Raw genomic sequence first — 26954 nt, forward strand, 5'->3', positions numbered from 1 at the left:
CTTCCTTAAGCAGGCTCATTGGGCTAGTAAGCTTTTTAATTTTGCACGTCGACTTCCTGGCCATTGGTCAATCGCTCAGCGCCGCGTACCGCGACTCTATCTCCTGCCAGCAACTGGTGGTCGGGTTTAGGTGCAATAGCCACCAGTTTGCCCTGACCTTTACCAACCGTCACAGGCACCTGAGTGGCGGTGTTATTGTCTTCAATTTTGACTACATGAACTCCCTGCTTACGCAGGATCAGGGCATCGCGATTTACCAATAATGCTTGCTCACTGGCGGCGAGTGGTACTTTGACATCGACAAGTTGTCCGACGGCCCAGTGGTGCTTGTTAGCTGGGATATGTTGTTGCTCTAGCATGGCACGCACTTCAAAGGTCTGGGAACGAGGGTCGGTTGCTGGGATCACGGCACTGATACGCGCAGATGTGGTCTGCGGGGCATCCAGGTTGCCTGCGCTGACGGGAAGCGTCTGCCCAACACTCAGATAACGGAGGTACTTGACCGGCACATAAAGGCGGGCTTCGAGCTGATGTATATCCACCAGATTAAGTAATTCATCAGCCCGGCTCACATCGCGACCTGCACGGTGGTAGCGTTTGCTAACCGTCCCTGCAAACGGGGCTTTAACAGTGGCTCGGTCGAGTTTGTCTTCTATCACTCTGAGCTCAACCTGTGCCAGTGCAATGTCAGAGCGCACCAGGTCGTGTGCATTTTGAACCTTGTCCACCTGACTGGCCGCCGCACTACTGGTTTTGGCCAGTTCTTTGAGGCGTGCCAGTTCCTGTTGCTGAAAGCGCAAATTGATTCGAGCACGCTGGAGCATTTCTTGCTGGCGCGCTTTTTCAAGTTCCAGAGGCAGCGTATCTATGCGCACGAGTACATCGCCCTCAGCAACTTCAAGGCCAGGCTCGGCAACATAGTGCAATCTGCCTGTTACCCCTGCGGTGATCACCATATCGCGTTTGCCATGTAAGGTACCATTTACCGCCAGTTCACTGGTGAGTTGACCCTGAGAGACAGGTTCCACAGCGACGGGTTGTGCTGCATCAGCCGGCTGGCTGAAGGTTGCTGCACTGGCGACAATAAGGGTGACCAGTGCGCACTTAAATTGATTTGCAAACATAAGGGTCTCCTATTGATTCGCGACCAGATTTAACTGAGGTTTAGTATTGTTATTAGCTTTAGGGGTTGGCTTTTTATCACTGCCAAGCTGCAGCAGACTGGGCATGAGCACCAATGTAAACAAGGCACTGATCGCCATGCCGCCGACGATAACGGTCGCCAGACCACGATAGATTTCAGATCCCACGCCAGGCATCAGCATCAGCGGCAGCATGCCAAAGAGGCTGGTCAGCGTACTCAAATAAACTGGACGCGCACGCATCAACACTGCCTGTTCAACGGCGTCGCGACGGTCCATTCCCTGAGCCTGAGCATGACGCGTCTGGTCGACAAGCAAAATGGCATTATTAACGACCAGGCCCAGCAAGATGATAAAGCCTATCATGGTCAGTAGATCTAACGACTGAAAGGTAAACAGGTTCAGGACATAGAGCGCCAGCACACCACCGGCAATGGCCAATGGCATAACCAGCAATACCAAAGCACTGTCGCGGACCGATTTAAATAATGCCGTCATCAGTAAGAACAAGATAAACAGTGCGAGGAAGAAGTTGAGAGTCATTTCCTCGATAGCACTATTCATTTTCTGAGCATTGCCGCCAAGAATGACGCCAGCTGTTTCGGGCAGCTGACCTTTGATCTTGGGCATTACCTGCTCAGCGAGAATTGCCTGCGCCTGTTGCAGGCTCATTTCGGCAGGCGGGGTCACTATGATGCTAACTGTACGACGGCCATTGATCCTTTGTAACTGACTGGGTCCGACTGTGCGCGTTACCTCTGCAAGCTCTCCTAAAGTCTGGATCCCGGCATCTGGTGTGAATAAAGGTAATGCTTTGAGCTCTTCAGGTGTCTGCCAGGCTTGTGCACGCAGAATCACGTTCATCCGCTCGTTGCCGTTAAAATATTCGTTAATAAACAGGCCTCCGGTAAAGGCCTGAACAGCCTGTGAGACATCCTGACGGGTCAGCCCTGCTTGGGTAATTCGCCGGTCGTTGGGCTGCAACCTGAGTTCGGGCTCCGCCATATCCAGACGTGGCTGTGGGCGGGCTGTGGCCTCAGGCATGGCAGTTTGCACTGCCTGCAGTGCCACCTCAGCGCCAGCAATTAGGTCGTCCATATTCGGCCCGGTAAGCTCGATATTGATGTCGCGACCGTCACCGCCATTGGCAATGTTGATCATCGACCCGCGGAAAAAGAACACCTGAGTATCAGGCAGGTCGACAAAAATCTCTTCTCTGGCAACCTGCATAAGTTCTTCAACGCGTTGTGGATCGGCTGAGTAAATAAAGCCACCAGCGTTCGCACCAAAAATATAAAAATTGAAGTCCTTAATGCTCGGTTGCTTTTCGCCGTGATAATAGGGCATCAGGCGTGCACGGACTCGTTTGAGTAATTCATCCTCCATATAGGCCATGTTCCCACCTGGCGGCGTGATCAGGTTGAAGAAGAAGCCGTCGGTAGGCGCGCGAGGCATGAAATCGGTTTTTGGTAACATAGTGAGGGTTACCAATGCAGATCCACCCAGCAGCGCGCAGATCCAGCCCAGTTGTTTGATCTTGCTGTTAGTCAGGCGCATGATCAGGGTTGTCAGCTTGTGCCAGTAATGTTTATACGGGTCGGCTTGTGTTTTGCTATCCGGCAGGAAACGATTAGCAACCGGGATAATGGTTAAGGCACAGATCATGGAAGCGACAACCGCTATGGAGAGCGTCAGAGCCAGATCAGAAAACAATTGTCCCTCAATGCCTGCCATAAAGAGAATGGGCAGGAAGATAGCAACACTGGTCGCAGTAGAGGCAAACAAGGCGCCAGCTACTTGCCCCGCACCACGTAACGCCGCTTTGTAATCGTCAAACCCATTGGATTTTAATCGGGTAATGTTTTCCTGCACTATGATTGCGGCATCTAATACCAGGCCAACGGCGAATGCCAGGCCGGCCAGTGAAATTACGTTAAGACTGCGATCGAAGGCGCTCAGTGCCAAAAACGCGACCATCAGAGAGACGGGGATAGTCGCAGCAATAATCAGCGTGGTTTTTATGCCCCTGAAGAATAACCACAAAATGGCCAGCGACAGCAGTACGCCGAGTCCGAGGTTACTTTTGACCAGTAGTAATGCATTGCGGATATGGACGGACGCATCGTAGCTCAGTTCAATCGAAATGCCTGCTTCTGGCAGTGGTCCAGCATTTAAGTCATTGATGGCCTGGTTGATGCCGTCGAGCAGCGCAACCGTATTCGCCCCGTTTGCTCTGGACACAGTAATGTAATAGGCCGGTTTGCCATTTCGGCCGCTCATTGCTCGTCGATCTGAGTAGGTTTCGGCAACCGTAGCGACATCGCCCAGGTAGATTGGTCTCTCCTGGGAATAGCCAATGCGCATTTGTAGCATATCTTGCAGGTCATATTGGCCGGTAAAACGCACGGTATACTGGCGTCGGCCAACGTCCGCAAGACCTCCTGAGGTATCTCTGGAGCTGGCAAGCGTTTGTCTGATCTGCCCCAGCGAAATACCTAATGCGGCGGCTTTATGAGGGTCAAAGGTTATCCGTAATTCTTTTGGTCTCTCACTGGCCAAATTGACTCGGGCCACGCCGGGAATACTGGCCAGACGAGGTTCAATCAGCTCCTCTATGGTTTTTTGAAACTGAGCCATGTCCAGATCTAAGTCATTTCCCTCAACGTTAAGTGGGGTTACCAGCAAGGAGGCGGCATTGGGGCCGGCTGGACCACCATTGCCGCCTGCACTGACAACTGGGTCAATGGCATCCAGCGGTAGCGGAGGCGCCTGGTTCAGGTTGGTCAGGACATCCAGCATGGCTTGCTGCATATCGGTTCCGACGGCAAAAGTTAACGAAATAAAGCCATTGCCTCGATTTATGGTGGTGTTAACTTCCAGCGCGCCTGGGGTATTTTTAACTGCGTTTTCGAGTGGTTCAATGATCACCGACTCTATCTCTTCGGGTGCCGCTTCCCGCCAGCCAGAAAATATGGTTATTTGTGGTTGTTCTATATCTGGTGTCAGCTGGATTGGTAACTTAAAAATACTGAGAATGCCAAACAGTATTATCAGCACCAGGATCACCACGACAGCAGCAGGGTTTTTCAATGAATTGCGTGTCAGGTTCATAACAACGTCCAAGTGTTGAGCTTCACTGTGCAGTTTAATGAAATGACAAAAAACTGCTAGCGGCAGGTAAGTCTGTGTTTTTGAAAATCACGACAAATAGCAACATATTAGCGGTGATTTACCATGCTGTAATACCTTGTAACGATTTTGCAGAGTCAGACACAGTTAGAATGCCTAATTGAAGTCACTGTCTGGCTGTTTTTAGGCATCAAGCTGATCATTGACCGTGATTTGATTACCGAGCTAGCTGTAAACCGGGCTCAAGGTGTATGGGTCATTCTTTTCTCAATTTACATCAAAAAATGTCATGAAAAAATTCATTAATTGACTACTTTTTGACAACAATTTCCGGTAAGCTGCGCGCGCATTCTGGAGGATGCCCGCATTTGCCATGCAGGGTTTCGATCTAACCGAGATAAATTGAGCTTAGAAGGAGAGTTGAGATGTTTGTTGCGTTGAAGTGGGATCATCAGATTGGTGCCCATTTTGTTTCCTGGATTGTGGTTGAATGTTCGGCCGTAAGAGAAAAGTTTGGTCTGCCGCAGGCCTTACCTCCACGACGTGATGTCGCCTATTTTGTTGATCCAGCCACTGCTGAGGAAGACGCAAAAGCCTTTGCTGATTATAAAAATGGTATTGCCAGCATTGAGAGTTGTGCAGATTATGCCCCTTATTTGTCTGATCACCATGGGTTTTGCCACTATAGCTGGGACCATACTTATCTGGAAGAGCTGGTGAAGCACGCCGTGTTGTATTGGGAAGATGGTCAACATCAGCGGCCTGAGCCGGTGCGCGACGATGTCGCTTATTTCGCCTGCCCGAGAGACTCCGAATCGGATAGCCGATTTTTTGCTCAGTATAAGTTGTACACATCCACTGAGGCATTCTCGAAGTCTGCTTAAGGTTGAGCTGAGTAGGCCCGCACTATAGCGGGCTCACAGGAAGGGTTACTGAGCCGCTAACACGTCTGCAGTAGTGAAAGTGGGGTAACCCGCTGGCTTGAAGCGATTGAGATTAGTCAAAAAGCGACTGTCTTTTACTGGTAAGGTCGCGGAGCCATAATCATATTGATTTAGCTTGTCGCGCAACCCTTGATTATCTATGCCATCTCCGGACATTTCGTACCAGCTGATAATTGCAGGTGTGACAAAGCGATTATATCCATTTTCTGCCGCTTCATTCGATTTTGCAAAACGAAATGCGTGGGTGAGAATACCGTCTTTGTGGTAGACAATTTTCAGGTGACCATTTTCAAAAGGTAATTCATTAGCTGGTTTGGTATACAAATCACCATGGGCACTGTAACTGCCATGAGTGACCTGGCCGTCCTTGGTCCATACTGCGGCATATTCCCAGTCATGACGATGTCCACCTCCAAAATAAGGGAACACCTGATCCTTTTTGAAATACATTGCATAAAAGTGGCCACAGTAACGGCCCTGTCCTGTTTCTGCGCAGGCATAACGGTGCACGGTATTCGAGGTAGCTAAAAACTGGCTGTCTCTGCAACTGCCACCTAAACTACCCGACGTTTTAAGCCCTGCATTTTGTTGCCCGCTCCGGCTGATCCCAGCGCTCGGCAGGCAGCCATCTCCGTCAAAGTCGAATACGGGCTCTGTACCATTGATCACATACCCACCAGGCACAGCTTGATCGAGTGCAGCAAAATCATTAGCCAAAGCACCACCGCTTAGCAGGGTGGTGGCGACGAATGAGAAGGTAATAGCACGTGGATGATTTGTTGTCATAATTGTTCCTTACATCATAGGGGGTTGTCATTGTGAGGCGACAATATGACATAGGGGTAAATGATATGTGAAGTTTTTTGTTCTTTTAAAGTTAACTTACTTCCGTATCCAGTTTTTTTGTGAAATCGGCCTGAACTATCTCAAGTGCCGCCAGCACTTGCTCTGCGGGTACTTCGTTTTGCTCGAGTAACATGATCAGGTCTACGGCGAGCTTGATGTGTTCAGGTGCGCTTTCGAGTGTTTTTTGGGTCATGGTTGAAATTGTTTCTTTTTCGCAATTTGTGCCAGTGCGTAATCCACGGCTTCTTTGACTTTGGCTTCCATCTCAGTTCTTTCGTCGGTGGGCAGGTAAAACTCCATGTCTACGTCATAACGAATGTAACGAGCTGGCAAACGGTTTAATGCGGTACAACACAGGTCTGCCATAACATCTTCGTCGTATCTATGGTCAAGACCCCGTTCTTCAATGTTTTCGAGCACAATTTTCTCGTAATAATTGTGCAAATCATCATGAAGTTTCATTGTGGTGCTCCATTTTGAAGTTATTGTAATTGTACAACATAAACCACCTCAGTGGTTAATGCTACCAGCAATTTAAAACCAGCAAAGTGTCACTTTATGTGGATTGATTACTGTGGCCTGGGTGTATTAAAGCGCTCGGGCCAGACATGCTGCAGAGCGACAAAGAGTTGTTGGTGTACTTCTACCAGTCGACTGATATTACGCTGATAACCACCCCCAAGTGCGGCCATCAGGGGAATTTGATGCTGCTTTGCATGGTGCAACACTTGAATATCCCGTGCCAGCACGCCTTCCAAACTAATGTCTAAATGTCCGAGCTCGTCACGGTGATAAATGTCCGCGCCTGCGTTGTACAGTATGATGTCGGGCTGATGAAGACGAGTACACAGATTCAGGGCGTCATCTAGTGTCGCGAGGTAAGTGTCATCTGAACAGCCTGTGGGTAAGGCAAAGTCGTAGTCGGACGTTTGCTTCAACTTGGGAAAGTTTTGCTCACAATGGAGTGAGCAGGTGATTATCTGCGTGTCTGATTTTAGGATCTCAGCACTACCATCACCCTGGTGTACGTCACAGTCCAGTAGTAATACTGTGTCGGCCTGTCCGTTTTTGATAAGGGTTCTGGCGGCAATGGCGAGATCGTTGAAAATGCAAAAGCCAGCAGCTCTGTCGCTGAAGGCATGATGATAGCCACCACTGAGGTTGGCTGCAAAGCCGTTATTCAGCGCAAGTTCCGTGGCTTCGAGTGTCGAACCGATGGAGCGCAGTGTTCGTTCGACCAATTGCGGCGACCAGGGAAAACCCATGCGTTTAATAGCTCCAGCCGATAAAGTACCATCGAGAAACTGTGCAACATAATGCGCATCATGACACACAGTGAGTTGCTCAGGTGTGGCAATACGTTGTGATTGCGTGAGCCATTGTGCACACGATGAATGTGTTAGCTGCTGATAAAGCAGACGATATTTATTAATCGGAAACCTGTGCCTTGGTGGTAAAGAGAGGTCACTATAGCAGGGGTGATAAAACAACATAAAGGAGGCTATTCTCCACGTCAGAAGCGGGTTTGCTTTTCTTTTTGCTGGATTTTGTCCTCGGTTGCACTGATGGCTTTGCGGCAGCGCCCGAGCCGACCATGTAGCGCGAGGATTTCTTTATTAAGCTGACTGGCCTGCTCTGGCGTCGCTTTTATCAGTTGATCCTGGCGCAGCGAGATCATTTCTTGCAGGCGCCTTTCAAACTCATGGTTTTGGGACAATTCCTGATAAAGTTCATGGGAAGGCTGCATGATCTTTTTGACGGCCTGACGATAAACCTTTGCCTTTTTGTGGGGCTGAAAACGGTTTTCTTTCGCCCACACTGGGGTTGATTTCAGCACTTTAATGATGGCTTCAATCTGTTCACCGATGTGTTCTACGGCATATTGCAGCGCATGACGTTGTGACTGCGGAGGTAAATGTGCCAGCGCCTCTTTGACTTCATCTACATAGTCGCTGAGTTTGAGACTTTTACTACGAAACACATGACTGTCAAACAGGCTGGGTTGTGACTGAATATAGCGGTTTTTATCAAACCATTTTGCGTTATCAAACTGCTGGGCGTGATGTTGCAACTCTTCAACGCGCTGCCTGAGTTTATCCAGTGGCTGACTCATACCATATAGGCCTCAAAAATAAGTTTTGCTGTCAGGATAATCACCACAGTATTAAACAGGGGTTTGATCAGCCGACTACCAAACTTTATCGCTGAATGCGCCCCAAGCCAAGCTCCCAGCATCAAAAACGCGCCCATAGCCAGGCCCAGCAGATAATTTACATGACCCAGTGCAACGAAAGTGATCAGGGAAATAAAGTTCGAAACAAAATTCATCGAGCGTGCAAGACCGCAATTAAGCAGCAGGCTCATCTTATAAAGCATATCATTGGATGCGGTCCAGAAAGTACCGGTCCCTGGGCCTGCGAGGCCATCGAAAAATCCCAGAGCCAGGCCTTGCAGCCACTGTTTGACCTTGAGTGCAGCGTTTTTTTTGGGCAAGTCTATGGAATCACTGTGGCTCATTCTGCCAAACAGGCTATACAGAGCAACCAGCAAAATAATGACAGGAATAAGCTTATTCAGAAACTCAATACTGAGTGAGTCGACCAATAAAGTGCCCAGTGCCGCTCCTATGGCGGTGGCAAGCACGGAAGCTGCCCAAAACCTCGGGTTAAAGAGGTTTTTTTTGTAATAAGTAAAACTGGCTGTTAAAGAACCAAAGCTGGCTGCAAGCTTATTGGTGCCCAGTGCCATGTGTGGAGGCAGGCCCGCAGTGAGCAGGGCGGGTACAGTGAGCATACCACCTCCACCGGCGATCGCATCAATGAATCCTGCGGCAAGTGCAACTGTACATAACAACGCCAAGGTGGCTGGGTCTAAAGCAAATTCGAGCATGGATCAGTCTATTTGTTTCGCAAAGGGTGGCAGCGTGTCCAGCATCGCCTTGCCATATCGTTTGGTGACCAGGCGTCTGTCGAGTATGGTGATGCGGCCAGAATCCGTTTCTTTGCGCAGCAGTCTACCACAGCTTTGGACTAATTTCTTCGCAGCATCTGGCACCGTAATCGATAAAAATGGATTTCCTCCTTTAGACTGAATGAATTCAGCCTGTGCCTCTTCAACTGGTGACGTAGGAACCGCAAAGGGGATCTTAGTGATCACCAGGTTTTCCAGGTACTTGCCTGGCAAGTCTAACCCCTCAGACAAACTCTGTGTACCAAATAAGATACTACCGGCGCCCAAATCAATGGCGGCGCGGTGACGCTTAAGTAACTCTTCTCGGGACAGTTCGCCCTGCACCAGGATCTGCCAGTTTTGTTTGCGCAGTTTGGCAACCACGTGGTCCATTTGCCAGTAGGAGGCAAACAGCACCAGGTTGGCCTTTTTCTTGTCCAGATAGTCGGGCAACGCGTTTGCCAGGTAGTCACTGAATGCCTTGTCTGTAGGTTCCGTTTTGGTTTGTGGAATATGCAGCTTGGCTTGCTTGGCATAATCAAAAGGAGAGTCGGCTTTGATATATTTGACACCCGGTTCGTTGCTGAGTCCGCTTTCTCGCGCAAAGTGGTCGAAGTTGCCCATGGCACTTAGCGTGGCTGAACATAACACGGCACCGGCACATTCGCGCCAAAGGTTATCTTTTAGATAAAACCCCACTTCAATGGGACAGTCACACAATAGGTAGTCATGATGGTGCTTGTAGTCCAGACGTTTTATCCAGCGTGCATGCGGCGTGCCTTCCCCTTTTGTGGCGTAACTGAACCATAATTTATTGAGCTGCTCGAGGCGATTAATATACTGACCGCTTTCTGCCAGTATGGGGTCGGCAATAAAGCCCTGGACGTCACCATCGTTGACATCCAGGGTCAACGCATCATGCATTTTGCTCAGTGCACGCAGCGCATCCTGAGTGGCATCGGCGATGTCTTTGGCGCGCTCTTTAAGCTGTTCCGGCACTTCACCGTGCAAAAAACGATGGGTATCATCCTCGTTGTAGTTATAGTCAGATTGATCCAGCATGTCTCTGACCTGTCGGAGTACTTTGCCCGCATCATTGGCTGCGTCATTGAGCTTGAAATTTTGCCCGATGGCTTTTTGTGACACCACAACATTGGCCATTTTACCGCTGAACTTGAGTAGTTTGTCCAGCCACTCTATCGTGCCTTTGATCGTTGCTGCTGCGGATGAGAAGTCCCGGGTAATGTGTGGCAAATGGTGGGCCTCGTCGATAACGTAAAAGGTCTCTTCCGGGTCACTTAAAATGGTGCCGCCACCGAGTTCCAGATCGGCAAGTAAAAGGGCATGGTTGATCACCAGTACATCCATTTGTGCGATTTTCTGCCTGGCCAGGTGAAAAGGACATAAGTTGTGAGATTTCAGCTGTCGTTGGCAAGCATGTTTATCGCAGGCGATGAGGTTCCAGACTTTGTCTGGGATGGTATCGGCCCAACTGTCTCTGTCACCTTGCCAGCGCTTATCCTGATAGGCTTTTGCTAGTTCCTGTAAGCAGCGCTGCTCCATTGCCGACAAAGGTGAGCTGGTTGTCGGCATCAAAGACATTTGCGTTTCTTCACCGCTCACTGCAGCCATTAGCTTTTGCACACAGATATAACGCTGGCGACCTTTCACGAGATCAAATTTAAAATCGAGGCCAGAGTGCTCTTTAAAAAAGGGCAGTTCTTTATTGAGTAATTGTTCCTGTAGCGCAACGGTGGCAGTTGAGATGATCAGTTTTTTCTTTTTTGCCAGCGCCATGGGCAGAGCACCCAGGCAGTATGCCAGCGACTTACCCGTACCGGTCCCTGCCTCAATCACACAGATACGTTGAGATTTGTGATAGTCACCACCGAGTGTTTTGGCGATTTCTGCAACCAGATAGTTTTGTCCGGCACGAGGGCGGAAGCCTTCGAGTTGTTCGGCAATGTTAGTGTGCGCCTGACGTATGGTTTTTTTTAGAGAATCTGACAGCATGTAGGATCGCTTAAGCAAAAAAGTATGGATATAATTACAGGTATTCTATTCTAGGCGGGGATCCCCTTTGGCACAAGCGGTATATCAGGGCTTTATCCTTTCACGGCAACAGATCCATCTAAACAACAGATTGCACCTATGTTACTGGTTGAAATCTGCGCAAGGCTTGCTAAAAGTGATTACTGAGTCGCAGCAGGCGGTCTTGTTTATCCGTACTGCAGATGCTGAAAAAGCCCGTTCCCGTTTGGCCGGAGTCACCTCAGGTGTTGAATTTAAGCCGCTAACGCTCAAACACCTTGACCAGTCACCGGTTACCGGTTTGTACTGCTCTACTTTGAGTGATTTCTATCACTGTAAAGAGAGTCTGACTGATCACGTTACTCTCTATGAGGCGGATATTCGTCATGCCGACAGGTACCTGATGGAGCGGTTTATTCGCGGAGGAGCCTGGATATCCGGTCATGCTGTAAAAAAAGCAGGATACACAGAAATCCGACAAACACGGCTAAAACCATCGCCGCAATTTGTCCCTAAGTTGTCTATGTTGTCGCTGGACATCGAGTGTAGTGGGGAAGGTGTGTTGTTCTCTGTTGGGCTGGTCACGGAGTCACAACGACTTGTAATTATGATAGGCGAGCCGGAAGCCGCCGAAGTCAATGTGCGCTGGGTAGCCGATGAATTGTCATTATTACAGGCTCTGGTTGAGGAAGTTAACCGCATGGATCCGGATGTGATCATCGGTTGGAACGTGATTGAGTTTGACTGTGCGGTATTAAATGAAAGAGCAGAAGCGTTGGGTGTTTCGCTGAGTATTGGGCGAGATGGTACCCCCATGCAAGTGTCGAAAGGGAACTTTACCCGGGTACTCATAGCGGGTCGGGTCGTACTGGATGGTATAGATACCATGAAAAATGCCACCTACCATTTTGAAACCTTTAAGCTGGCTTATGTCGCTCAGCAAGTGCTGGGGACAAGTAAATTAATTGAACAGGACGACAGGCTCGACGCGATCATACGCCTGTTTCATAAAGATAAGCCAGCACTGGCGAGTTATAACTTGCAGGACTGTGTGCTGGTCTGGGATATATTTACTAAGCTGTCTTTGCTGGAATTTGCTATCGCCCGGACACAATTAACGGGCTTGGAGCTGGAGCGTATGGGTGGATCAGTGGCTGCATTCACCAATTTATATCTGCCCTTGTTGCACCGTAGTGGCTATATTGCGCCTAATCTGGGCGAGCATGGCCTGACATTTGACAGCCCTGGGGGCTATGTGATGGATTCGAGGCCCGGGTTGTATCAAAATGTACTGGTACTCGATTTCAAAAGCCTCTATCCCTCCATTATACGCACCTTTCATATCGACCCTATGGGTTTGATAGAAGGACTCAAGTCGCCTCAGGATGCTATCCCCGGTTTTAATAAGGGGGCTTTTTCCCGTACTCGACACCATCTACCTAAGCTAGTCGCGCAGCTGGCGCAGGCACGGCAGGAGGCTAAAGACCGGGGTGAGAAAATGCTGCAGCAGGCCATCAAGATTATTATGAATAGCCTGTATGGTGTTCTGGGGTCACGGGGCTGCCGGTTTTATGATCCCCGATTGTCCAGTTCTATTACCCTGCGTGGGCACGAGATTATGCAAACTACACGGGGCTGGATTGAAGAGATGGGATATGAGGTCATTTATGGTGATACGGATTCCACCTTTGTATGCGTGCCTGACTCTTTGTCTGCCGCTCAATGTCAGCAACTAGGTAAAAGTCTGATGAGGGAAATCAATCTGCGCTGGGCTAAACACATTGAGTGTCATTTCAATTTGCCAAATTATCTGGAAATTGAGTTTGAAACACATTATAGCCCCTTCTTTATGCCTACTATCCGGGGTCAGGAAACAGGGTCTAAAAAACGCTATGTTGGTCAAATCCAAACAGAACAGGGCAGTGAGCTGGTGTTTAAAGGACTGGAAACGGTGCGCAGTGACTGGACTGAAATTGCGAAAGAGTACCAACAGGCGGTCATCAGAGCCCTGTTTGATGGCCTGGATGTGGTTTCAGTGACGGAGCAGTATATTGCCTTGATCAACAGTGGCCAGGCAGATAACAAGCTCATCTATAAGAAACGTCTGGGTAAGCCTCTTAATGCCTACGTTAAGAATATTCCGCCACATGTCAGGGCGGCAAAAGAGGCACATAGTCAGGGTATCAACAGGGCACTCTCAAAAGGAAGCCAGGTTGCTTACTATATTAGTAGGTCTGGCCCTAAACTGGTAAGCGGAGCGTTAGTCAATCCGGATTACAGTCATTATATAGAAAAACAGATCTTGCCTATTTATCAAATGCTACCGGATATCGATCTGGAGGCCATCACGTTACATGGCCAGCGGACGCTGGATCTGTCCTCAGATTTGTAATTGCGTGCAAGCGGTTCTTTAGCCGCTTGTAAGCAAATCTTTTTTTCAGTCTATTTGCCACTCACCGTTAGAATCCCACCATCGGTAAAGCTTTATTTGAATGTAAATACATACTAACTTTTTTGAAAATGGATTGTTTGGTTGAATTTTTTTTGCATAAAAAAACAGCGAACAGACTGAATTTTAAAATATTTTTATTAACCAAAATGCGACTTGCATTTATTTCCTGATATTGCTCCTTGCATTTTTTGTGAACAACCCTTTTGTGAATTCAATTAAAAAATGCATTTATTTTGAAGTGAGTGGTAATTAACTTTAAAGGGCTGTTAAATCCTTGGGTTTTGATTGTGTTTTTGGTGTGCCTGTCTGTTAAGTCGTGGTGGTTTGACGCTTAACACAGGTCGCGATTAGTATCCGTCGCGAAAATTCAGAGCCTGCTGAAATTAGACTCAGCAAGCTCGTTATAAATACCAACAATACTCATGCTTACCGCCACGAGTAAGCCCAGGGAGAAAACACATGTTGAACACTAAAGTAACTAAGGCCGTGCGTTTAGCACTGGCATTTGGTGCTGCGTCTACGGCTGTGATTGCACAGTCAGCCACTGCACAAGACGGTGTCGAAAAAGTAGAACGCATTGAAATCACAGGCTCGCGTATCAAGCGTGTCGACATGGAAGGTGCAAGCCCGGTTGAAGTTATCTCTACCGCTGAATTCGAAGGTCAGGGCCGAGTCTCTGTTGCCGAAGCACTGCAAAGCGTGACTTCTAACAGCTTTGGTTCTGTTATCCCAAGTTCTGGTAGCAGCGGTCAGTCACAGTCAACAGTAAGCCTGCTGGGTGCCGGTGCAGGTCGTACATTAGTGCTGATCGACGGTAAGCGTATGGGTAGCTCTCCTTCACTAAACGGCGGCGGTGCTAACCTAAGCTCAATCCCAATGGCGGCGGTAGAGCGCATTGAAATTCTTAAAGATGGCGCTTCTGCAATCTATGGCTCTGATGCGATTGCCGGCGTTATCAACGTTATCCTGAAAAAAGATTTCGAAGGTGTGTCTTTCGATATCCAGGTTGGCCGTCCTGAAGCTGAAGGCGCAGACACTAAGCAAATGTCAATGGCATTTGGCGTAAGCTCTGACAAAGGTAATATAACTTTTGTATACGATCACCAGCAGCGTAACCCAATTTTTGACCGTGACCGTAGCTACACGGCAGCGTCTATGGAAGACAAAAATGGTGATGGCCTGATCTCCATTTATGATGAGACAGTGGGAATTAGCTATTCTGGTGCCACTATTAAAGGCCCTAATGGCATGCTTGCATCACCTAAGTGTGATGAGCTGACTAAAAATGTCGATGGGTTTGTCGGTGTACTTGACCAAGGTAGCGCATTAGGTGGTGTTGGCGGCGGCCAGGTTTGTGGTTATGCATTTGCTAACGTTTCTGCCAACATGGCATCGACAAAGCGTGATTCTGCGATGGCGAGCATTACATATGAACTAACTGATGACCTTGAGCTTTTTGGTCGTGCTATGTTCAGCCGTAATGATTCATTTGGCCGCTATGCACCAGCTGCTGCAAACTGGAATGACATGGCTGCTGACAATGAGCACAATCCGACTGGCGAAGTTACAAAAGGTTACTTCCGTTGGTATCAGCTGGGTAACCGTGACGGTGAAGTCACTGATTATCAGCAAGATTACACGTTGGGCCTGAAAGGTTCTTTCGGTGACACTGCTGAGTGGGAAGTGTCTTATCACAAGGCTAAGCTTGACTATCGTGATGTCGGTCGTTACTACCTGAGTAAATCAGGTTTGTCTCATAACACGTTAAACAATATTCCACTTGATTCTGAGGAAGGCATTGCAAATATGCGTGCCACTACTTACACAGAGAACCAAAGTGAGCTGGACCACCTGTTTGCCGGTATCGGTTTCGAATTTGGTGAGCTGGAAGGCGGCGCAATTGCTCACTATTTTGGTGGTGAGTTCTTCGATATGACGTTGAATTCTCGTTACGATGCACAAAACGAAGCTGGTCTTATCGGTGGTAGTGCTGGTGGCTCAGGTGCCGGTGAGCGAGACGTTGCAGCGGTTTTCTATGAAGTGGCATTTCCAATCTTGGATAACTTAACCCTGAGCGCAGCATATCGCTACGATGATTACAGCGATTTTGGCGGCGAGGGTAACCCAAGTGTGAAGCTGGACTACCGTCCAATTGATGATCTTTTACTTCGAGCTTCTTACTCAGAAGGCTTCCGTGCCCCTTCTTTGAAAGAGATCAACGCAGCAGACTCTGTTGGTTACCCAAGTGCGATTGACTATGTACTCTGTGAAAAGCTGAAAGCCGAAAAGAAAATTAAGCCTGATGCTAAATGTACTGCAGCTGCCTATGAAGAGCTGCGCCAGGGTAATAAGGACTTGGGCCCTGAAGAGTCTAGTTACCTGAACTTGGGAGTTGTTTACTCTGGATTTGAAGATGTATCGATTAAGGTTGATTACTTCGAGCTTGAAGTTGAGAACGTGATTGCGTTAATTACAGTTCAGGATCTTGTCTATGCACAATCCTCAGGCCAATATGATGAGCTGGTAGCACAGAACCCAGCAGTCAGTTTGATCCGAAATGCAGACGTTTCAATCGATAAGGGGTATACACAATATGCCAATGGCGCCTTTATGTCTCGTAAAGGATTCGATATTGATCTGTCATACAAGCTGGAAACCTCGTTTGGTGATTTCAAATTCAGAAATGTAACTACATTGCTGACAGAAGCTGGCGAAGATGTTTACTTTGGCGGCCCAACCGCAGACGAGAAGGGGGCACCAGAATCTCCAGAGTGGCGTTCTCAGTTTACGATTAACTACGCAGTAGACAATTACACTATTAACTGGACAACGGATATTATTGCCGATACTTATGAGACAAAGAGAGTCGTTCAAGAGAAGGGTAAGCAGCCTTACAATGTTTACGAAGGCTCGCTTCCGACTTATGTAACGCACAACTTGAACATGAAGTATTACAGCGATGGATACGGCACGTTCACACTGGGCGCACGTAATCTGTTTGATAAAGGTGTAGTATTTAACAGCAAAGGCTTCTACGAAGACTATGCAATTTACAACGCAGGCCACATTGGTCGCGAAATCTTTGCAGGATATAACATCAGCTTCTAATTTGCTGACTGGCAAGTTGAATCTGAGCGCGTTTTAAGCGCGCCTTAAAATATAAAAATCCGACTTCAGAAATGAGGTCGGATTTTTTGTTATCAACGTAATCCCTCTAACTAATCCTTCGCTGGATAACCTAAACACCCATGGTCGTATCATGTGATGCACCTACATGGTGACGTGTTACTGCCCGTTGGCAGATATCTACAGCTGTCAGAAATGCAGCAACAGACGAATGGCTCGAAATCAGAGCTACATTTGCTTGGCTTAAGTAGCGCGGCCTTGCTGTGAACTAAAGATCTCACATATCATTAACATGTAAAAGCCTTGTCAAAGGTGGCCGTCAAGTTTCTCCCGGTTGGTTCTGAGTGGGGCTCTGGGTATAGCTGGTTTTGTGTTTTGGAATAGTTTTTCTTGATTAAAATCAAAAAACTCGGGTTTGTTAGTCTGTGACAGAGCGGAAAACATGATTAAGGCAAGATGCCAGCGTCTATTAAAGCGACAATCATTTTCCTGTTTGCAAGAGTCATAAAGACTGACAATCAGAGACTGTTTTATTCATGCGTACAGAGCAAACAGAGAGCGCATCTGATGAATGTGTACCTAAATTGTATTCATGTGAGGTGAACAGGGTTATCCGTTGTGTTTGAAAAGCAGTCTGCTCGTATTTTGATAGCAGGTGAAAGCGCAGAATTAGGTAGGTGGTGTGTTGTGTTTATAACAATAATTTAACCGTCAAAAAGATGTGAGTGAGCGGTCAATTGTCCTTCACGCAAGGTTGCCGAACGCTAACTTGGCAAATGGCGTAAAACCTCATCCTGAATACGTCAAAAGGCAGGCAATATTGACATCCTGCCAGACGGTATTTGGCTGATTTTAGCTCAAAAAAAAGACAGCTTTTGTGTAAAATAAAGTGCAAGATAATTTTTCTCTCTTATCTCTATGTTATTAAAGGTTTTTTTTGCTTTTGTTGAGGCGTTTTTATTCCGATTTTGAAAAAGGTTGTTGACCTTTTGTTTTTCATGCGATTAGTATGTTTCACCAATATGGCTAAAAGTGTTGTCACTTGTTACCCATATAAAAGTAAGAAAATACATAAAAACAAAGCTTTAAAGAAATATTTAAAGCCAGGGAGAAAACAAATGTTAAATAGCAAGATCACGAAAGCGGTCCGCTTAGCGCTAATGTACGGCGCGGCTTCTGCTACAGCTTTTGCAGTAAACGCTGAAGAAGCAGAAGAGAATATCGAGAAAATCGAAGTAACAGGTTCAAGCATCAAGGGTACAGACCTTGCTGGTGCACTTCCTGTTGATATTATTTCTGCAGAAGACATTAAAAATACAGGTGTAACGTCAGTACCAGATCTGATCACTCAAATTCCTTCAATGCAAGGCTTTACTACGCCTACGTCATCAGTAGGTGGCGGTGGTGGCGGTACAGCTACAGCGTCTTTACGTGGTCTCGGTGACCAATACACCCTGGTACTACTGAATGGTCGCCGACTGGCTCCTTCTGGTTCAGGTGGTTCTATCGACTTGAACAGTATCCCTTTGGCAGCAGTTCAGCGTGTTGAAGTATTAACTGATGGTGCATCAGCACTATACGGTTCTGATGCAATCGCTGGTGTTATCAACTTTATATTGAAAGATTCAGTTGATATGTCTACAGTTTCTGTACGTACAGATCGTCCATCTGACGGTGGAGAATCACTCAACATTAGTTTCACTACTGGTTTTGGTGACATCTCAAGTGATGGCTACAATGTGATGTTCTCAGTATCCCATGATTCTCAAGACGCGCTAAAATCTCAAGATCGTGAATTTGCTAAAACGGGTCTGCTTGAGTTTGAACACAATTACCAACCTTACTTCTCTATCAATGGCTCACCAAACGCAATCCCAGCGAACGTAGAAGTTGAAATGGGTGAAGGTGATGATGTTGAATACAAGAACTTTAACCCGTACCTACTTAAACACAAAGGATGTGCTGATAATAACGCTAAGGACCCTGGTTCACAGAACTGTATGTTCGACTACACCAGCACGTTAGAAATCGTTCCAGAAAGTGAGCGTACCTCTGCAATGCTTCAAGCTGGTTTCACAGTAACTGAAGATATCGAAGCGTTCGCAACATTAGCCTACACTGACTTTTCTATGACACCTCGTATTGCACCAAATCCAACTGGTGGTATTGCTCTCGGTAAGGATAGTGTTCTATACGACAAGTATGTTCGTGAGCACTTGACTCAGGATGAGCAAGACGCAGTGACTGAAGTATATGCGACATGGCGTGCACTACCAGGCGGCAACCGTACCAACGTATGGGATACCGAAACAATCAACTCAATTGTTGGTTTGGAAGGCGTTGTTTTTGACAATATTGATTTCAATACTGCTCTAGTATATTCAACTTCGGAGCGTACTGAAACTTTCACAGATGGTCACTTCTTCAAAACTTGGCGTAACGATATCGCTGCGGGTAAAATCGATGTATTCGCACTACCTAGCGAGTTCACTCAAGAAAGCCTAGATGCGTTGGAAGCCGTTAAGTGGCGTGGCCTTAACGATACAACTACCACGGAGTCAATTTCTTGGGATATTCGTGCATCACAACCTTTGTTTGAATTGCCTGCTGGTGAAGTATACATTGGTTACGGTGTTGACTACCGCATCAATTCCTACGAGAACATCCGTTCTGAAGAAAACAAAAAGGATACGCGTTGGTTAGATGGTGGTGGTGACCGCGATTATAAACTAGAGCGTGAAACTTATGGTGCTTTCACCGAATTCCAGGTACCTGTACTTGAAAACCTGACTCTATCTGCAGCTATTCGTTACGATATGATTGGTGGTGTAGAAGATTCTCTATATGAGGACGAGAACGGTAACGTTTCTACACAGAAAGTAAATGACAATGAGAACGATACAACTTATAAGGTAAGTGTACGTTACACTGTGAACGATGATTTGGTAATCCGTGGTTCCGTAGGTACGGGCTTCCGTGCTGCGACTATGCGTCAGATTGCTGAACCTCGAGTACGCTTTGGTGTAACTGGTGCGGCTTACCCTTGTCCAATCACAGACCCAAGTGATCCTCGTTCAGCGGGTTGTCGCCCAACCGATATTCAGTACAATATCCTGCGTCAAGGTAACGTTACTCTGTCACCAGAAACTTCAGATCAGCTATCTGTAGGTTTCGTATATGCGCCTAGTAATGAGTTCTCGTTCGAAATGGACTTCTGGCAAGTATACATCAACGATATGGTACAGAGTCCTTCTCAGCCTTACCTATTCGCAAATGCTTCGAAGTTTAACGACAGCTTCATTCTGCATCCGGATCCGAATAACCCAAATCGTGACCTGATCCACATGGTCTCTGAGCCTGTAAACATCGGTGTTAGCCGTAACGCGGGTGTTGACTGGAAAGTTAACCTATTGAATGAACTAAGCTTTGGCACATTGAAGACATCAGTTCAGGGCACATACTTCCAGAAAAGTGACTACACACTGGCAGGTACTGACGATGTATGGCGTTCAAGTTTAGGTCGTTACGGTGCTGACGAAGAAATTGTATTCCGTAATGTCATCAATGCTCAGTCTACACTGACACATGGTGACTTCTCACATACTCTGCGCATGAACTACCGTTCAGGTTGGAGAGATGCTCCGGTAACTGCTCAGCGCGGTACCATCGAAAATCCAGAGTATGTTTTAGATAGTGAAGGAAATCCTACTACAGCTGTTCAGAGCGACTTGGTTCAATTGAAGGTTCCATCACACGCTACGTTTAGCTATAAATTCGATTATCTTGGTTTCGAGAACACAGTTATCTCAGCGGGTGTTAAGAACATTTTTGATAAAGCGCCTCCAATGTCGCTCGGTGACGCAGAAGGTCACTTAGTTGGCTACGAAGGTCGTTACTATGATCAGTTCCTTCGCACTTACTACCTGAGTGTTGACTATAGCTTCTAATTTTAGCTATTGTTAAAAAAGAGCCGTTACAGGCTCTTTAAATTATTTTGAAAGGGCTGGATATTGAACCAGCCCTTTTTTATTGAGTACAACAGGCTAGTGTTGTTTACCATGTATAATATGATAGCCGTCATTTGAGTTTAAATAGTCGCTATCTATCAAGGCAATTATACTACGCTTCGCAGGCTCTAAAATCTCGATTGAGCTTATGTGACATGAAGTTGAATAATGCCGCCCAGCAGTTGCGCCTTTCTAATGCTAGTATTTTTAATTAAATATTTTATTTTGAAGTAAGGAAACGTTTTTGCCATAAGTTAAAAGAGTCTGATTCTAATTTAATACATAGATTGCTTTTCTTTGAGCTTGGTAATAGCTAGCTAGTGGCATAAAGCGCTTTTGGTATCTGATTTCTCTGTGATACATCATAGGTTATCAACTATAGCTATATTGACTGGCTTAATTAATTATCGACAGTAATATCTGAGGTTGTTTTATCATTTTTGTAGGTGTATTGTAGACATTGGAATATAGCAATAAATAAAGGAAGAAAGATGAAAAAAAATATTGGCTTAACAGTTGCTTCTCTTGCTCTTACTGTATTAGTGGGATGTAAATCAACAGACTCGGGACAGACCGCGCGTACAGAGGGCTACAAGTGCGAGCAAATTAGAACATTGGGTTCAAATATTCCTAAAAAGCGTTGTACTACAAAAAGGCAAAGGGATGAAATCCGTCGAAATGGTCAGGAATCGTTAAGAAACTCTCAGCGTTCAGGTGTACTATCTGGTGATGATAGCTGATAAAATTTAACTGTGATTGCGAGCATGCTCGCAATCACATAACTCTCTTTAATTTCTCTTCATTCATAGTCGAAGTTTGTCTTACTGAGAAAGTTAAAGCTCACAGTTTGTTGTCGTACCTGCTAAGCTTATAACTAAATCTTATACTACTTGCGAAGTATTATTTATGACAAGGCCTAGCAGATAAAAGTGCTAATTGATATCGGCTTAATTTAATATGTGGGACTGACGCTAACTGTGTTAAATTTTTTAGTTTAGAACTTTTCTTTTAGATATAAAGTTGCGAGTTATTTCTTTTTATCTATAGTTTTTCCCCTTGCAATAGGGAGCTAAATGATTAATGTTAACTATTTAATACAGACCACTTTACTTGCCTTTTTATATCGTATTTTAAATCCCGGCCAGGCAGGCAATTCCCAGCGTTTCGGCGCATCTTTTCGGTTTCCACCGATGTATTCTAATAAAACACGCTTGGCACTAAAGCTGTAAGTAACCAGCATGGCCAGTTCAGGTAATTCGACCTGTAGCGGATACTTTTCCATAAAAGGAGTGATGACCCAGTCCTCAATGGGTTGATATGACAGATCCTCAATATCTATCAGCGTAAGGTCCTCTGGTGTCTCTACGCCGAGATCTGTCAAAGTCTGTGCAATCCATTCGGTCGCTTTCGGTTGTTGCGGTGGATCTGCTTGCTCATGCTGATGATAGAGGGCCTCATACGCCAGCATGGTGCTTACTTGCTTATGAACTCCCTGGAAAAGAAGGTTTTGTTCAATCAGGCTAACACAGGCTGGAATGAGCATGGCACCTTCAGCACGTAGGGTCTGCTTTTGCACAGATGTGCCGGCGTAGGTTTTTACCTGTTCAACCCACACTTCGTGTTCGAGTATATAAGCGCGCTCCAGAACGGTTTCTGTGCGTGCATATTGAGCCAGCAAGGACAGAGCCACGGGAGCAGACAAGGTAGCTAATGTCGTTGCCTGTTTGACACCTTTCCCCGCCAGAGCGTATGTGTCCAGTACTATCATAGCGTCACAGTCATCGGCGACCCGCGATTCTTTGGCCGGTACGACTTCGCTGACGCCATTGCCAAATGCGCCGCGACGATTATGTCTTTTAATATATAACCAGTCCGGGCGAACAGAGGCGATTGCTGTGAGTAGTGCATCACGATCATAACTGGCGGCTTTATCGAGAGGTGGCAGGGAAAAGGTCTCTCTCAGTTGCGCGCTGAATTGTCGGGCTTCACGGATGGCTTCTTCCTCGATACGCAGGGAAGGGGCCTTGCCGCGTATCAGTGCAATCACCAGCTCCAGATCACAGTTGTTTGGCAGCGCTTTGCAGAGTTGCTCCATGTGTTCTGCATCATTCGGCAGCTGGTAGACGCGGGCAGGGACCGACATCACGGCCACAGCATCTATCATCGCTTGGCGCAGACGGTTGTCGGGCATACGAGTGATCAGGTGACCCAGTTCGACATCGACAGGCAATGGGTAGAGCTGCTTGCCAAGCTCAGTGGCACGACTTTGCGCATCAAGGGCACCGATCCTTTTGAGCAGATCAAGTGCTTTTTGTCCTGAGCTCGCTGGCAAGGGGTCGATAAAGCTCAGCGAGTCAATACCATCCGTGGCACAGCCGGCAGCCAACACCAGCTCGGTGAGCGCCTCTCTTTGTACTTCGGGTGGGGTTCTCTCTATCAGTGGTGCGTATTGTCCATACAGGCGTAAACAGAGCCCTTTCTGAGTCCGTCCAGCCCGACCCAGACGTTGCTTTGCCGAATCTCTGCCGATTGCATCCAGGCCCAGTACCGTTTTGCCATTTCTTAAGTGTGTGCGCCGCTCCAGGCCCGAGTCAATAACACAGGTAATATTGGGGATGGTCAGCGAGGTTTCTGCGACATTGGTAGCCAGAATAATCCGTTGTTGTGCTTGTTGTTGCAGTGCTTTTTGCTGATCTATCGATGCACAGCCACTAAACAAGGGGACCACTAATGCTTTAAGCGTTTTTACCTGAGCGGCACATTGCATGATTTCGCCCTTACCGGGCAGGAATACCAGAATATCTCCCGAAGTGTGTTGCAGTGCATAGTCACAGGCAGCCTTTACGCGTTCGCTTAGGTTATCCCGGCTTGGCATGGCGCGCATGTCTTTGGCCAGGAAACGTTCTTCAACGGCAAACATTTTTCCTTCAGAGGTCAGTAAAGGGGCACCCAGATAACTCACGAGTCTGTCGGCTGACAAAGTTGCAGAGGTGACAATAAGCCGATGAGTTGCTTGCTGCTTTAACATCGCCAGTAGCAAGTCCATATCCCAACGTCGTTCATGGAATTCATCCAACATGACAACAGCAAAATCACTCAGGCGACTTTCAAAGTACCAGCGCAGCGCCACGCCGGGCGTTACGAATACTATCTCAGTGTTGTCTCTAAACTGACCTTCAAAACGGATAGCATAGCCTACTTGCTCTCCAAGTGGGCTGCCTTGCTGTTGCGCGACATATTCTGCCAACGAGGTACAGGCGATCCGCCGGGGCTGGATCACCAGGACCCGACCTTGTTGCGCAGCCCAGACAGGAAGTTGCGTGGATTTTCCTGAGCCGGTGGCGGCGGCCACAATGACGTTACCAGAGGATAACAGGTGACAAAAATCGGCTTTGATCTGTTCGATGGGCAGAGACATAGGGACTTGATACTGTTAGAAATTTTTTTAAGTATTGATGATTTTAACAAATCCTGCTTGAAAAGGCTGCCTGCAAGGCGCATCTCAAAGTAAAATATCAACGTGTAAAACCTAATGACAGAAATCAGTTTACTCCTTGCCCTGGTGGTGTTCTGTGCCATCTACTGGCGGCTTGATGATATCAAGCGCGCTTACTGGCAATATAAATATAAAACGCAATCACTCAGTGAGTTAGACAGGCAGGTTTTGCTGCGTTATATGCCCATCTATCGTAATATGACGGATGCAGACAGAGCGCGCCTTGAGCGCCATATTCTGTGGTTTTTGGGTGAGAAGCGGTTACTTGGCCGTGACGGCCTGAAAACCAATCGGGCTATGGCACTGATCATCGCGGCAGATGCCTGCCTGCTGGTACTCAATCAGCAGTGGCCACTGTATCCCAATGTCAAAGAGATCTTACTCTACCCCAGCAGCTATTATGCCGGGCAAAATAGCCTTGACAGTGCAGGGCTGGTGAGCTTTCATACTGTGGTGCGTCAGGGCGAGTCCTGGCCCGGCGGCACGCTGGTGCTGAGCTGGCATGATGTGCTGGAGGGCAACCGGCTACCAGAAGACGGACATAATCTGGTATTTCACGAATTTGCCCATCAACTGGATCAGCAAACCGGGCAAACCAATGGCACGCCTCAGTTGCCAAAAGGCATGAGTTACAAAAAATGGGGGGAGGTGTTGTCTCGGGCCTATCAGCAGTTAAAAACTCAGCTGGCGTATCATATGCCGCACGTGGTGCATGAATATGGCGCGACCAATGAAGCAGAGTTTTTTGCGGTGATCACCGAAACCTTTATTGAAAAGCCACTGCAACTGAAACAGGAAAACCCCGAATTATTTAATCTGTTGAGTGAATACTATCGATTCGATCCGCGCGACTGGATAAAGTAGCCATTGCGATGAGTGCTTGACGTTGCATTTAGGATTTAGCCTGCGGTTAAGGCAGGCGTAAAAAAACCGCTTCATGTGAAGCGGTTTTTTCGTTTAAATCAGATTATGAAAAGCTGATCTCGCCGCGCTCTTTGCGTCTGCCGTCACGCTTGTCACCGCGTGGATCTTTGAAGCTGCGCTTGCGGTCACCACGGCCTTCGCCACGACCTTCAAAGCGACGCTCATCACGGCCGCCTGAACGACGTTCACCGCCGCGACGCTCACCACCATTGCCTTGATCGGCAGGGTGCGTGCTCTTGGTCATCTTCATTGGGCGCTGACAAATGTAAACGCTCTGGAAGTGTGACAGCGTATCTGCTGGCATATCCTGAGGCAGCTGAACGGTGCTGTGCTCATCAAATAAACGGATTTCACCGATAAACTTGCTGGAGATATCAGCTTCGTTTGCAATTGCACCAACGATGTTCTTGACCTGTACGCCGTGCTCACGACCCACTTCGATACGGTAGGTATCCATAGGGCCCGTGTTGCGACGTGCATTGCCTTTGCGTTCACCACGCTCGCCACGTTCACCACGACGCTCGCGGTTACCATCGCGTTCGCGACGTTCACGTTGCACCTGAATTTCCTGAACCTTCAGCGGCGACTGTTGCTGTGCCATGCACAGAAGTGCAGCGGCCAGCTCAGTTTGGCTTAGTTCCAGCTTTTCAGCCATGCCTTGTGCGACTTCACTAAAGAACTCAATGTCTTTGTGATCCAGCGCCAGGCTTAGTTTGCTTTGTAGTGCTTCAATACGTTTCTGCTCAACCACTTTCGCGTTAGGCAGCTCAACCTGCTCGATGTCAGAGCGGGTATGACGCATGATGTTACGTAGCAGGTAACGTTCATTACCTTTCACGAACAGGATAGCTTTACCTTTACGACCAGCACGACCTGTACGGCCGATACGGTGTACATAGGCTTCGCTGTCTTGCGGGATATCATAGTTGATAACCAGGCTCAGACGATCTACGTCCAGACCACGCGCCGCAACGTCAGTTGCGATAACGATGTCTAACAGACCGCTCTTCAGACGTTCTACCGTGCGCTCACGGGCTTGCTGGTTCATGTCACCATTAAGTGGTGCCGCAGAGAAGCCTTCACGCTCAAGTAGCTCAGCCAGCTGAACAGTATCGTTACGAGTACGCACAAACACGATAGACGCATCGTAATCTTCCGCTTCTAAGAAGCGCACGATGGCTTTGTTTTTATGCGTCGTTGCACGCCAGTAAACTTGCTCAATTGTGTCAACAGTCGAGTTACGTGGTGTGATTTTTACTTGCTCAGCGTTATCTAAATACTTAGAACAAATAGATTGGATCTGCTTTGGCATGGTTGCAGAGAACAAACAGGTTTGCTTCTCTACCGGTGTTTTTTCCATGATGCTTTCAACATCATCGATAAAGCCCATACGTAGCATCTCATCGGCTTCGTCCAGCACTAAGGCTTTCAGATCCGACAAATCAATGGTCTTACGGTTAATATGGTCAATCAAACGACCCGGTGTTGCCACAATGATCTGTGCGCCACGGCGCAGTGCACTTAGCTGCACGCCATAGCTTTGTCCGCCGTACAGAGCCAATACTTCAACACCTTTGGTGTATTTAGCGTATTGGTTGAAGGCTTCCGCGACCTGTAAAGCCAGTTCGCGTGTTGGAGTCAATACTAATATCTGTGGTTGCTTAACGGATGCGTCAACATTGTTTAATAGCGGCAACGCGAACGCCGCCGTTTTGCCCGTACCCGTCTGCGCTAGTCCCAGCACGTCCTTTCTTTCTAGCAATAACGGTATACATTGAGCCTGGATCTCAGAAGGTGATTGATATCCCAGCTCTTCGACTGCCTTCAAAATTGCAGGAGAAAGATCTAAAGATTCAAACGTGACTGGTTCTGACATTAATGCGCCTCAACAAGTTAAAAGAGGCGGCA

The 26954-nt window shown here is 47.4% G+C and carries 17 protein-coding genes; 6 read left to right on the forward strand and 11 right to left on the reverse strand.

The features are described from left to right. Nucleotides 1–35 precede the first annotated feature (35 nt). Nucleotides 36–1124 carry an efflux RND transporter periplasmic adaptor subunit gene (locus CWB99_RS14795; protein ID WP_138549683.1) on the reverse strand — a complete coding sequence of 363 codons (1089 nt, stop codon included), beginning with the start codon at nt 1122–1124 and terminating at the stop codon, nt 36–38. A 9-nt stretch (nt 1125–1133) separates the two neighbouring features. Next, complete coding sequence (locus tag CWB99_RS14800) at nt 1134–4253, reverse strand: efflux RND transporter permease subunit (protein WP_138549684.1); 3120 nt, start codon at nt 4251–4253, stop codon at nt 1134–1136. Nucleotides 4254–4696: 443 nt separating this feature from the next. Here CWB99_RS14800 and CWB99_RS14805 point away from each other — a divergent pair, with 443 nt between their 5' ends. Then, a complete protein-coding gene (locus tag CWB99_RS14805; RefSeq protein WP_138549685.1) occupies nt 4697–5155 on the forward strand; it encodes a hypothetical protein in 459 nt (152 codons plus the stop codon). 45 nt (nt 5156–5200) lie between these two features. Here CWB99_RS14805 and CWB99_RS14810 read toward each other — a convergent pair whose 3' ends face one another. The 7 genes from CWB99_RS14810 to dinG form a co-directional block, all read right to left on the reverse strand. Next, nucleotides 5201–6001, reverse strand: a complete 801-nt coding sequence (locus CWB99_RS14810) for an NPP1 family protein (RefSeq protein ID WP_138549686.1) — start codon at nt 5999–6001, stop codon at nt 5201–5203. Between the two features lie 91 nt (nt 6002–6092). Next, entirely contained in the window at nt 6093–6254 is a 162-nt protein-coding gene (locus CWB99_RS14815) for a YbaM family protein (RefSeq protein WP_082353107.1), read from the reverse strand. Then, the gene (locus tag CWB99_RS14820; RefSeq protein ID WP_138549687.1) at nt 6251–6523 is read right to left on the reverse strand and encodes a late competence development ComFB family protein; all 273 of its coding nucleotides are present in this window, start codon (nt 6521–6523) and stop codon (nt 6251–6253) included. Before CWB99_RS14820 ends, CWB99_RS14815 begins: the two co-directional genes overlap by 4 nt. Before the next feature lie 107 nt (nt 6524–6630). Beyond that, nucleotides 6631–7554, reverse strand: a complete 924-nt coding sequence (locus tag CWB99_RS14825; RefSeq protein WP_138549688.1) for a histone deacetylase family protein — start codon at nt 7552–7554, stop codon at nt 6631–6633. Between the two features lie 20 nt (nt 7555–7574). Beyond that, a complete protein-coding gene (locus CWB99_RS14830) occupies nt 7575–8174 on the reverse strand; it encodes a primosomal replication protein (protein WP_138549689.1) in 600 nt (199 codons plus the stop codon). Then, nucleotides 8171–8950, reverse strand: coding sequence for a TSUP family transporter (locus CWB99_RS14835; protein WP_138549690.1), 780 nt, complete (start codon nt 8948–8950; stop codon nt 8171–8173). The genes CWB99_RS14830 and CWB99_RS14835 overlap by 4 nt, the downstream gene beginning before the upstream one ends. Nucleotides 8951–8953: 3 nt before the next feature. Beyond that, nucleotides 8954–11023, reverse strand: a complete 2070-nt coding sequence (dinG, locus tag CWB99_RS14840; protein ID WP_138549691.1) for an ATP-dependent DNA helicase DinG — start codon at nt 11021–11023, stop codon at nt 8954–8956. A 67-nt stretch (nt 11024–11090) separates the two neighbouring features. Here dinG and CWB99_RS14845 point away from each other — a divergent pair, with 67 nt between their 5' ends. The 4 genes from CWB99_RS14845 (at nt 11091) to CWB99_RS14860 (ending at nt 21366) form a co-directional block, all read left to right on the forward strand. Beyond that, on the forward strand, nt 11091–13433 hold the full coding sequence (locus tag CWB99_RS14845) for a DNA polymerase II (protein ID WP_138549692.1): 2343 nt from the start codon (nt 11091–11093) through the stop codon (nt 13431–13433). Nucleotides 13434–13952: 519 nt separating this feature from the next. Then, on the forward strand, nt 13953–16601 hold the full coding sequence (locus CWB99_RS14850; protein ID WP_138549693.1) for a TonB-dependent receptor plug domain-containing protein: 2649 nt from the start codon (nt 13953–13955) through the stop codon (nt 16599–16601). Between the two features lie 1040 nt (nt 16602–17641). Continuing rightward, nucleotides 17642–20566, forward strand: a complete 2925-nt coding sequence (locus CWB99_RS14855; RefSeq protein ID WP_171045356.1) for a TonB-dependent receptor domain-containing protein — start codon at nt 17642–17644, stop codon at nt 20564–20566. Between the two features lie 551 nt (nt 20567–21117). Continuing rightward, nucleotides 21118–21366 (forward strand): hypothetical protein, encoded by a 249-nt coding sequence (locus CWB99_RS14860; RefSeq protein ID WP_138549695.1) that lies wholly within the window; start codon nt 21118–21120, stop codon nt 21364–21366. Between the two features lie 347 nt (nt 21367–21713). Here CWB99_RS14860 and CWB99_RS14865 read toward each other — a convergent pair whose 3' ends face one another. Then, on the reverse strand, nt 21714–24044 hold the full coding sequence (locus tag CWB99_RS14865; RefSeq protein WP_138549696.1) for a helicase-related protein: 2331 nt from the start codon (nt 24042–24044) through the stop codon (nt 21714–21716). Between the two features lie 114 nt (nt 24045–24158). Here CWB99_RS14865 and CWB99_RS14870 point away from each other — a divergent pair, with 114 nt between their 5' ends. After that, nucleotides 24159–24986: a M90 family metallopeptidase gene (locus CWB99_RS14870; RefSeq protein ID WP_138549697.1), complete on the forward strand. Its 828-nt coding sequence runs from the start codon at nt 24159–24161 to the stop codon at nt 24984–24986. Nucleotides 24987–25089: 103 nt separating this feature from the next. On the opposite strand, the gene CWB99_RS14875 is transcribed toward CWB99_RS14870, so the two are convergent. After that, the gene (locus CWB99_RS14875) at nt 25090–26922 is read right to left on the reverse strand and encodes a DEAD/DEAH box helicase (protein WP_138549698.1); all 1833 of its coding nucleotides are present in this window, start codon (nt 26920–26922) and stop codon (nt 25090–25092) included. Between the last annotated feature and the right edge of the window lie 32 nt (nt 26923–26954).

Origin of the sequence: Pseudoalteromonas rubra (assembly GCF_005887095.1) — a bacterium.
GTDB lineage: Bacteria > Pseudomonadota > Gammaproteobacteria > Enterobacterales > Alteromonadaceae > Pseudoalteromonas > Pseudoalteromonas rubra_E.

Excerpts from the sequence above, each read along its gene's own strand:
- CWB99_RS14800 (WP_138549684.1), bottom strand. The coding sequence starts at position 4,253 with ATGAACCTGACACGCAATTCATTGAAAAACCCTGCTGCTGTCGTGGTG.
- dinG (WP_138549691.1), bottom strand. The coding sequence starts at position 11,023 with ATGCTGTCAGATTCTCTAAAAAAAACCATACGTCAGGCGCACACTAAC.
- CWB99_RS14815 (WP_082353107.1), bottom strand. The coding sequence starts at position 6,254 with ATGACCCAAAAAACACTCGAAAGCGCACCTGAACACATCAAGCTCGCC.
- CWB99_RS14825 (WP_138549688.1), bottom strand. The coding sequence starts at position 7,554 with ATGTTGTTTTATCACCCCTGCTATAGTGACCTCTCTTTACCACCAAGG.
- CWB99_RS14865 (WP_138549696.1), bottom strand. The coding sequence starts at position 24,044 with ATGTCTCTGCCCATCGAACAGATCAAAGCCGATTTTTGTCACCTGTTA.
- CWB99_RS14805 (WP_138549685.1), top strand. The coding sequence starts at position 4,697 with ATGTTTGTTGCGTTGAAGTGGGATCATCAGATTGGTGCCCATTTTGTT.
- CWB99_RS14855 (WP_171045356.1), top strand. The coding sequence starts at position 17,642 with ATGGCTAAAAGTGTTGTCACTTGTTACCCATATAAAAGTAAGAAAATA.
- CWB99_RS14820 (WP_138549687.1), bottom strand. The coding sequence starts at position 6,523 with ATGAAACTTCATGATGATTTGCACAATTATTACGAGAAAATTGTGCTC.
- CWB99_RS14875 (WP_138549698.1), bottom strand. The coding sequence starts at position 26,922 with ATGTCAGAACCAGTCACGTTTGAATCTTTAGATCTTTCTCCTGCAATT.
- CWB99_RS14860 (WP_138549695.1), top strand. The coding sequence starts at position 21,118 with ATGAAAAAAAATATTGGCTTAACAGTTGCTTCTCTTGCTCTTACTGTA.
- CWB99_RS14795 (WP_138549683.1), bottom strand. The coding sequence starts at position 1,124 with ATGTTTGCAAATCAATTTAAGTGCGCACTGGTCACCCTTATTGTCGCC.
- CWB99_RS14870 (WP_138549697.1), top strand. The coding sequence starts at position 24,159 with ATGACAGAAATCAGTTTACTCCTTGCCCTGGTGGTGTTCTGTGCCATC.
- CWB99_RS14830 (WP_138549689.1), bottom strand. The coding sequence starts at position 8,174 with ATGAGTCAGCCACTGGATAAACTCAGGCAGCGCGTTGAAGAGTTGCAA.
- CWB99_RS14810 (WP_138549686.1), bottom strand. The coding sequence starts at position 6,001 with ATGACAACAAATCATCCACGTGCTATTACCTTCTCATTCGTCGCCACC.
- CWB99_RS14850 (WP_138549693.1), top strand. The coding sequence starts at position 13,953 with ATGTTGAACACTAAAGTAACTAAGGCCGTGCGTTTAGCACTGGCATTT.
- CWB99_RS14835 (WP_138549690.1), bottom strand. The coding sequence starts at position 8,950 with ATGCTCGAATTTGCTTTAGACCCAGCCACCTTGGCGTTGTTATGTACA.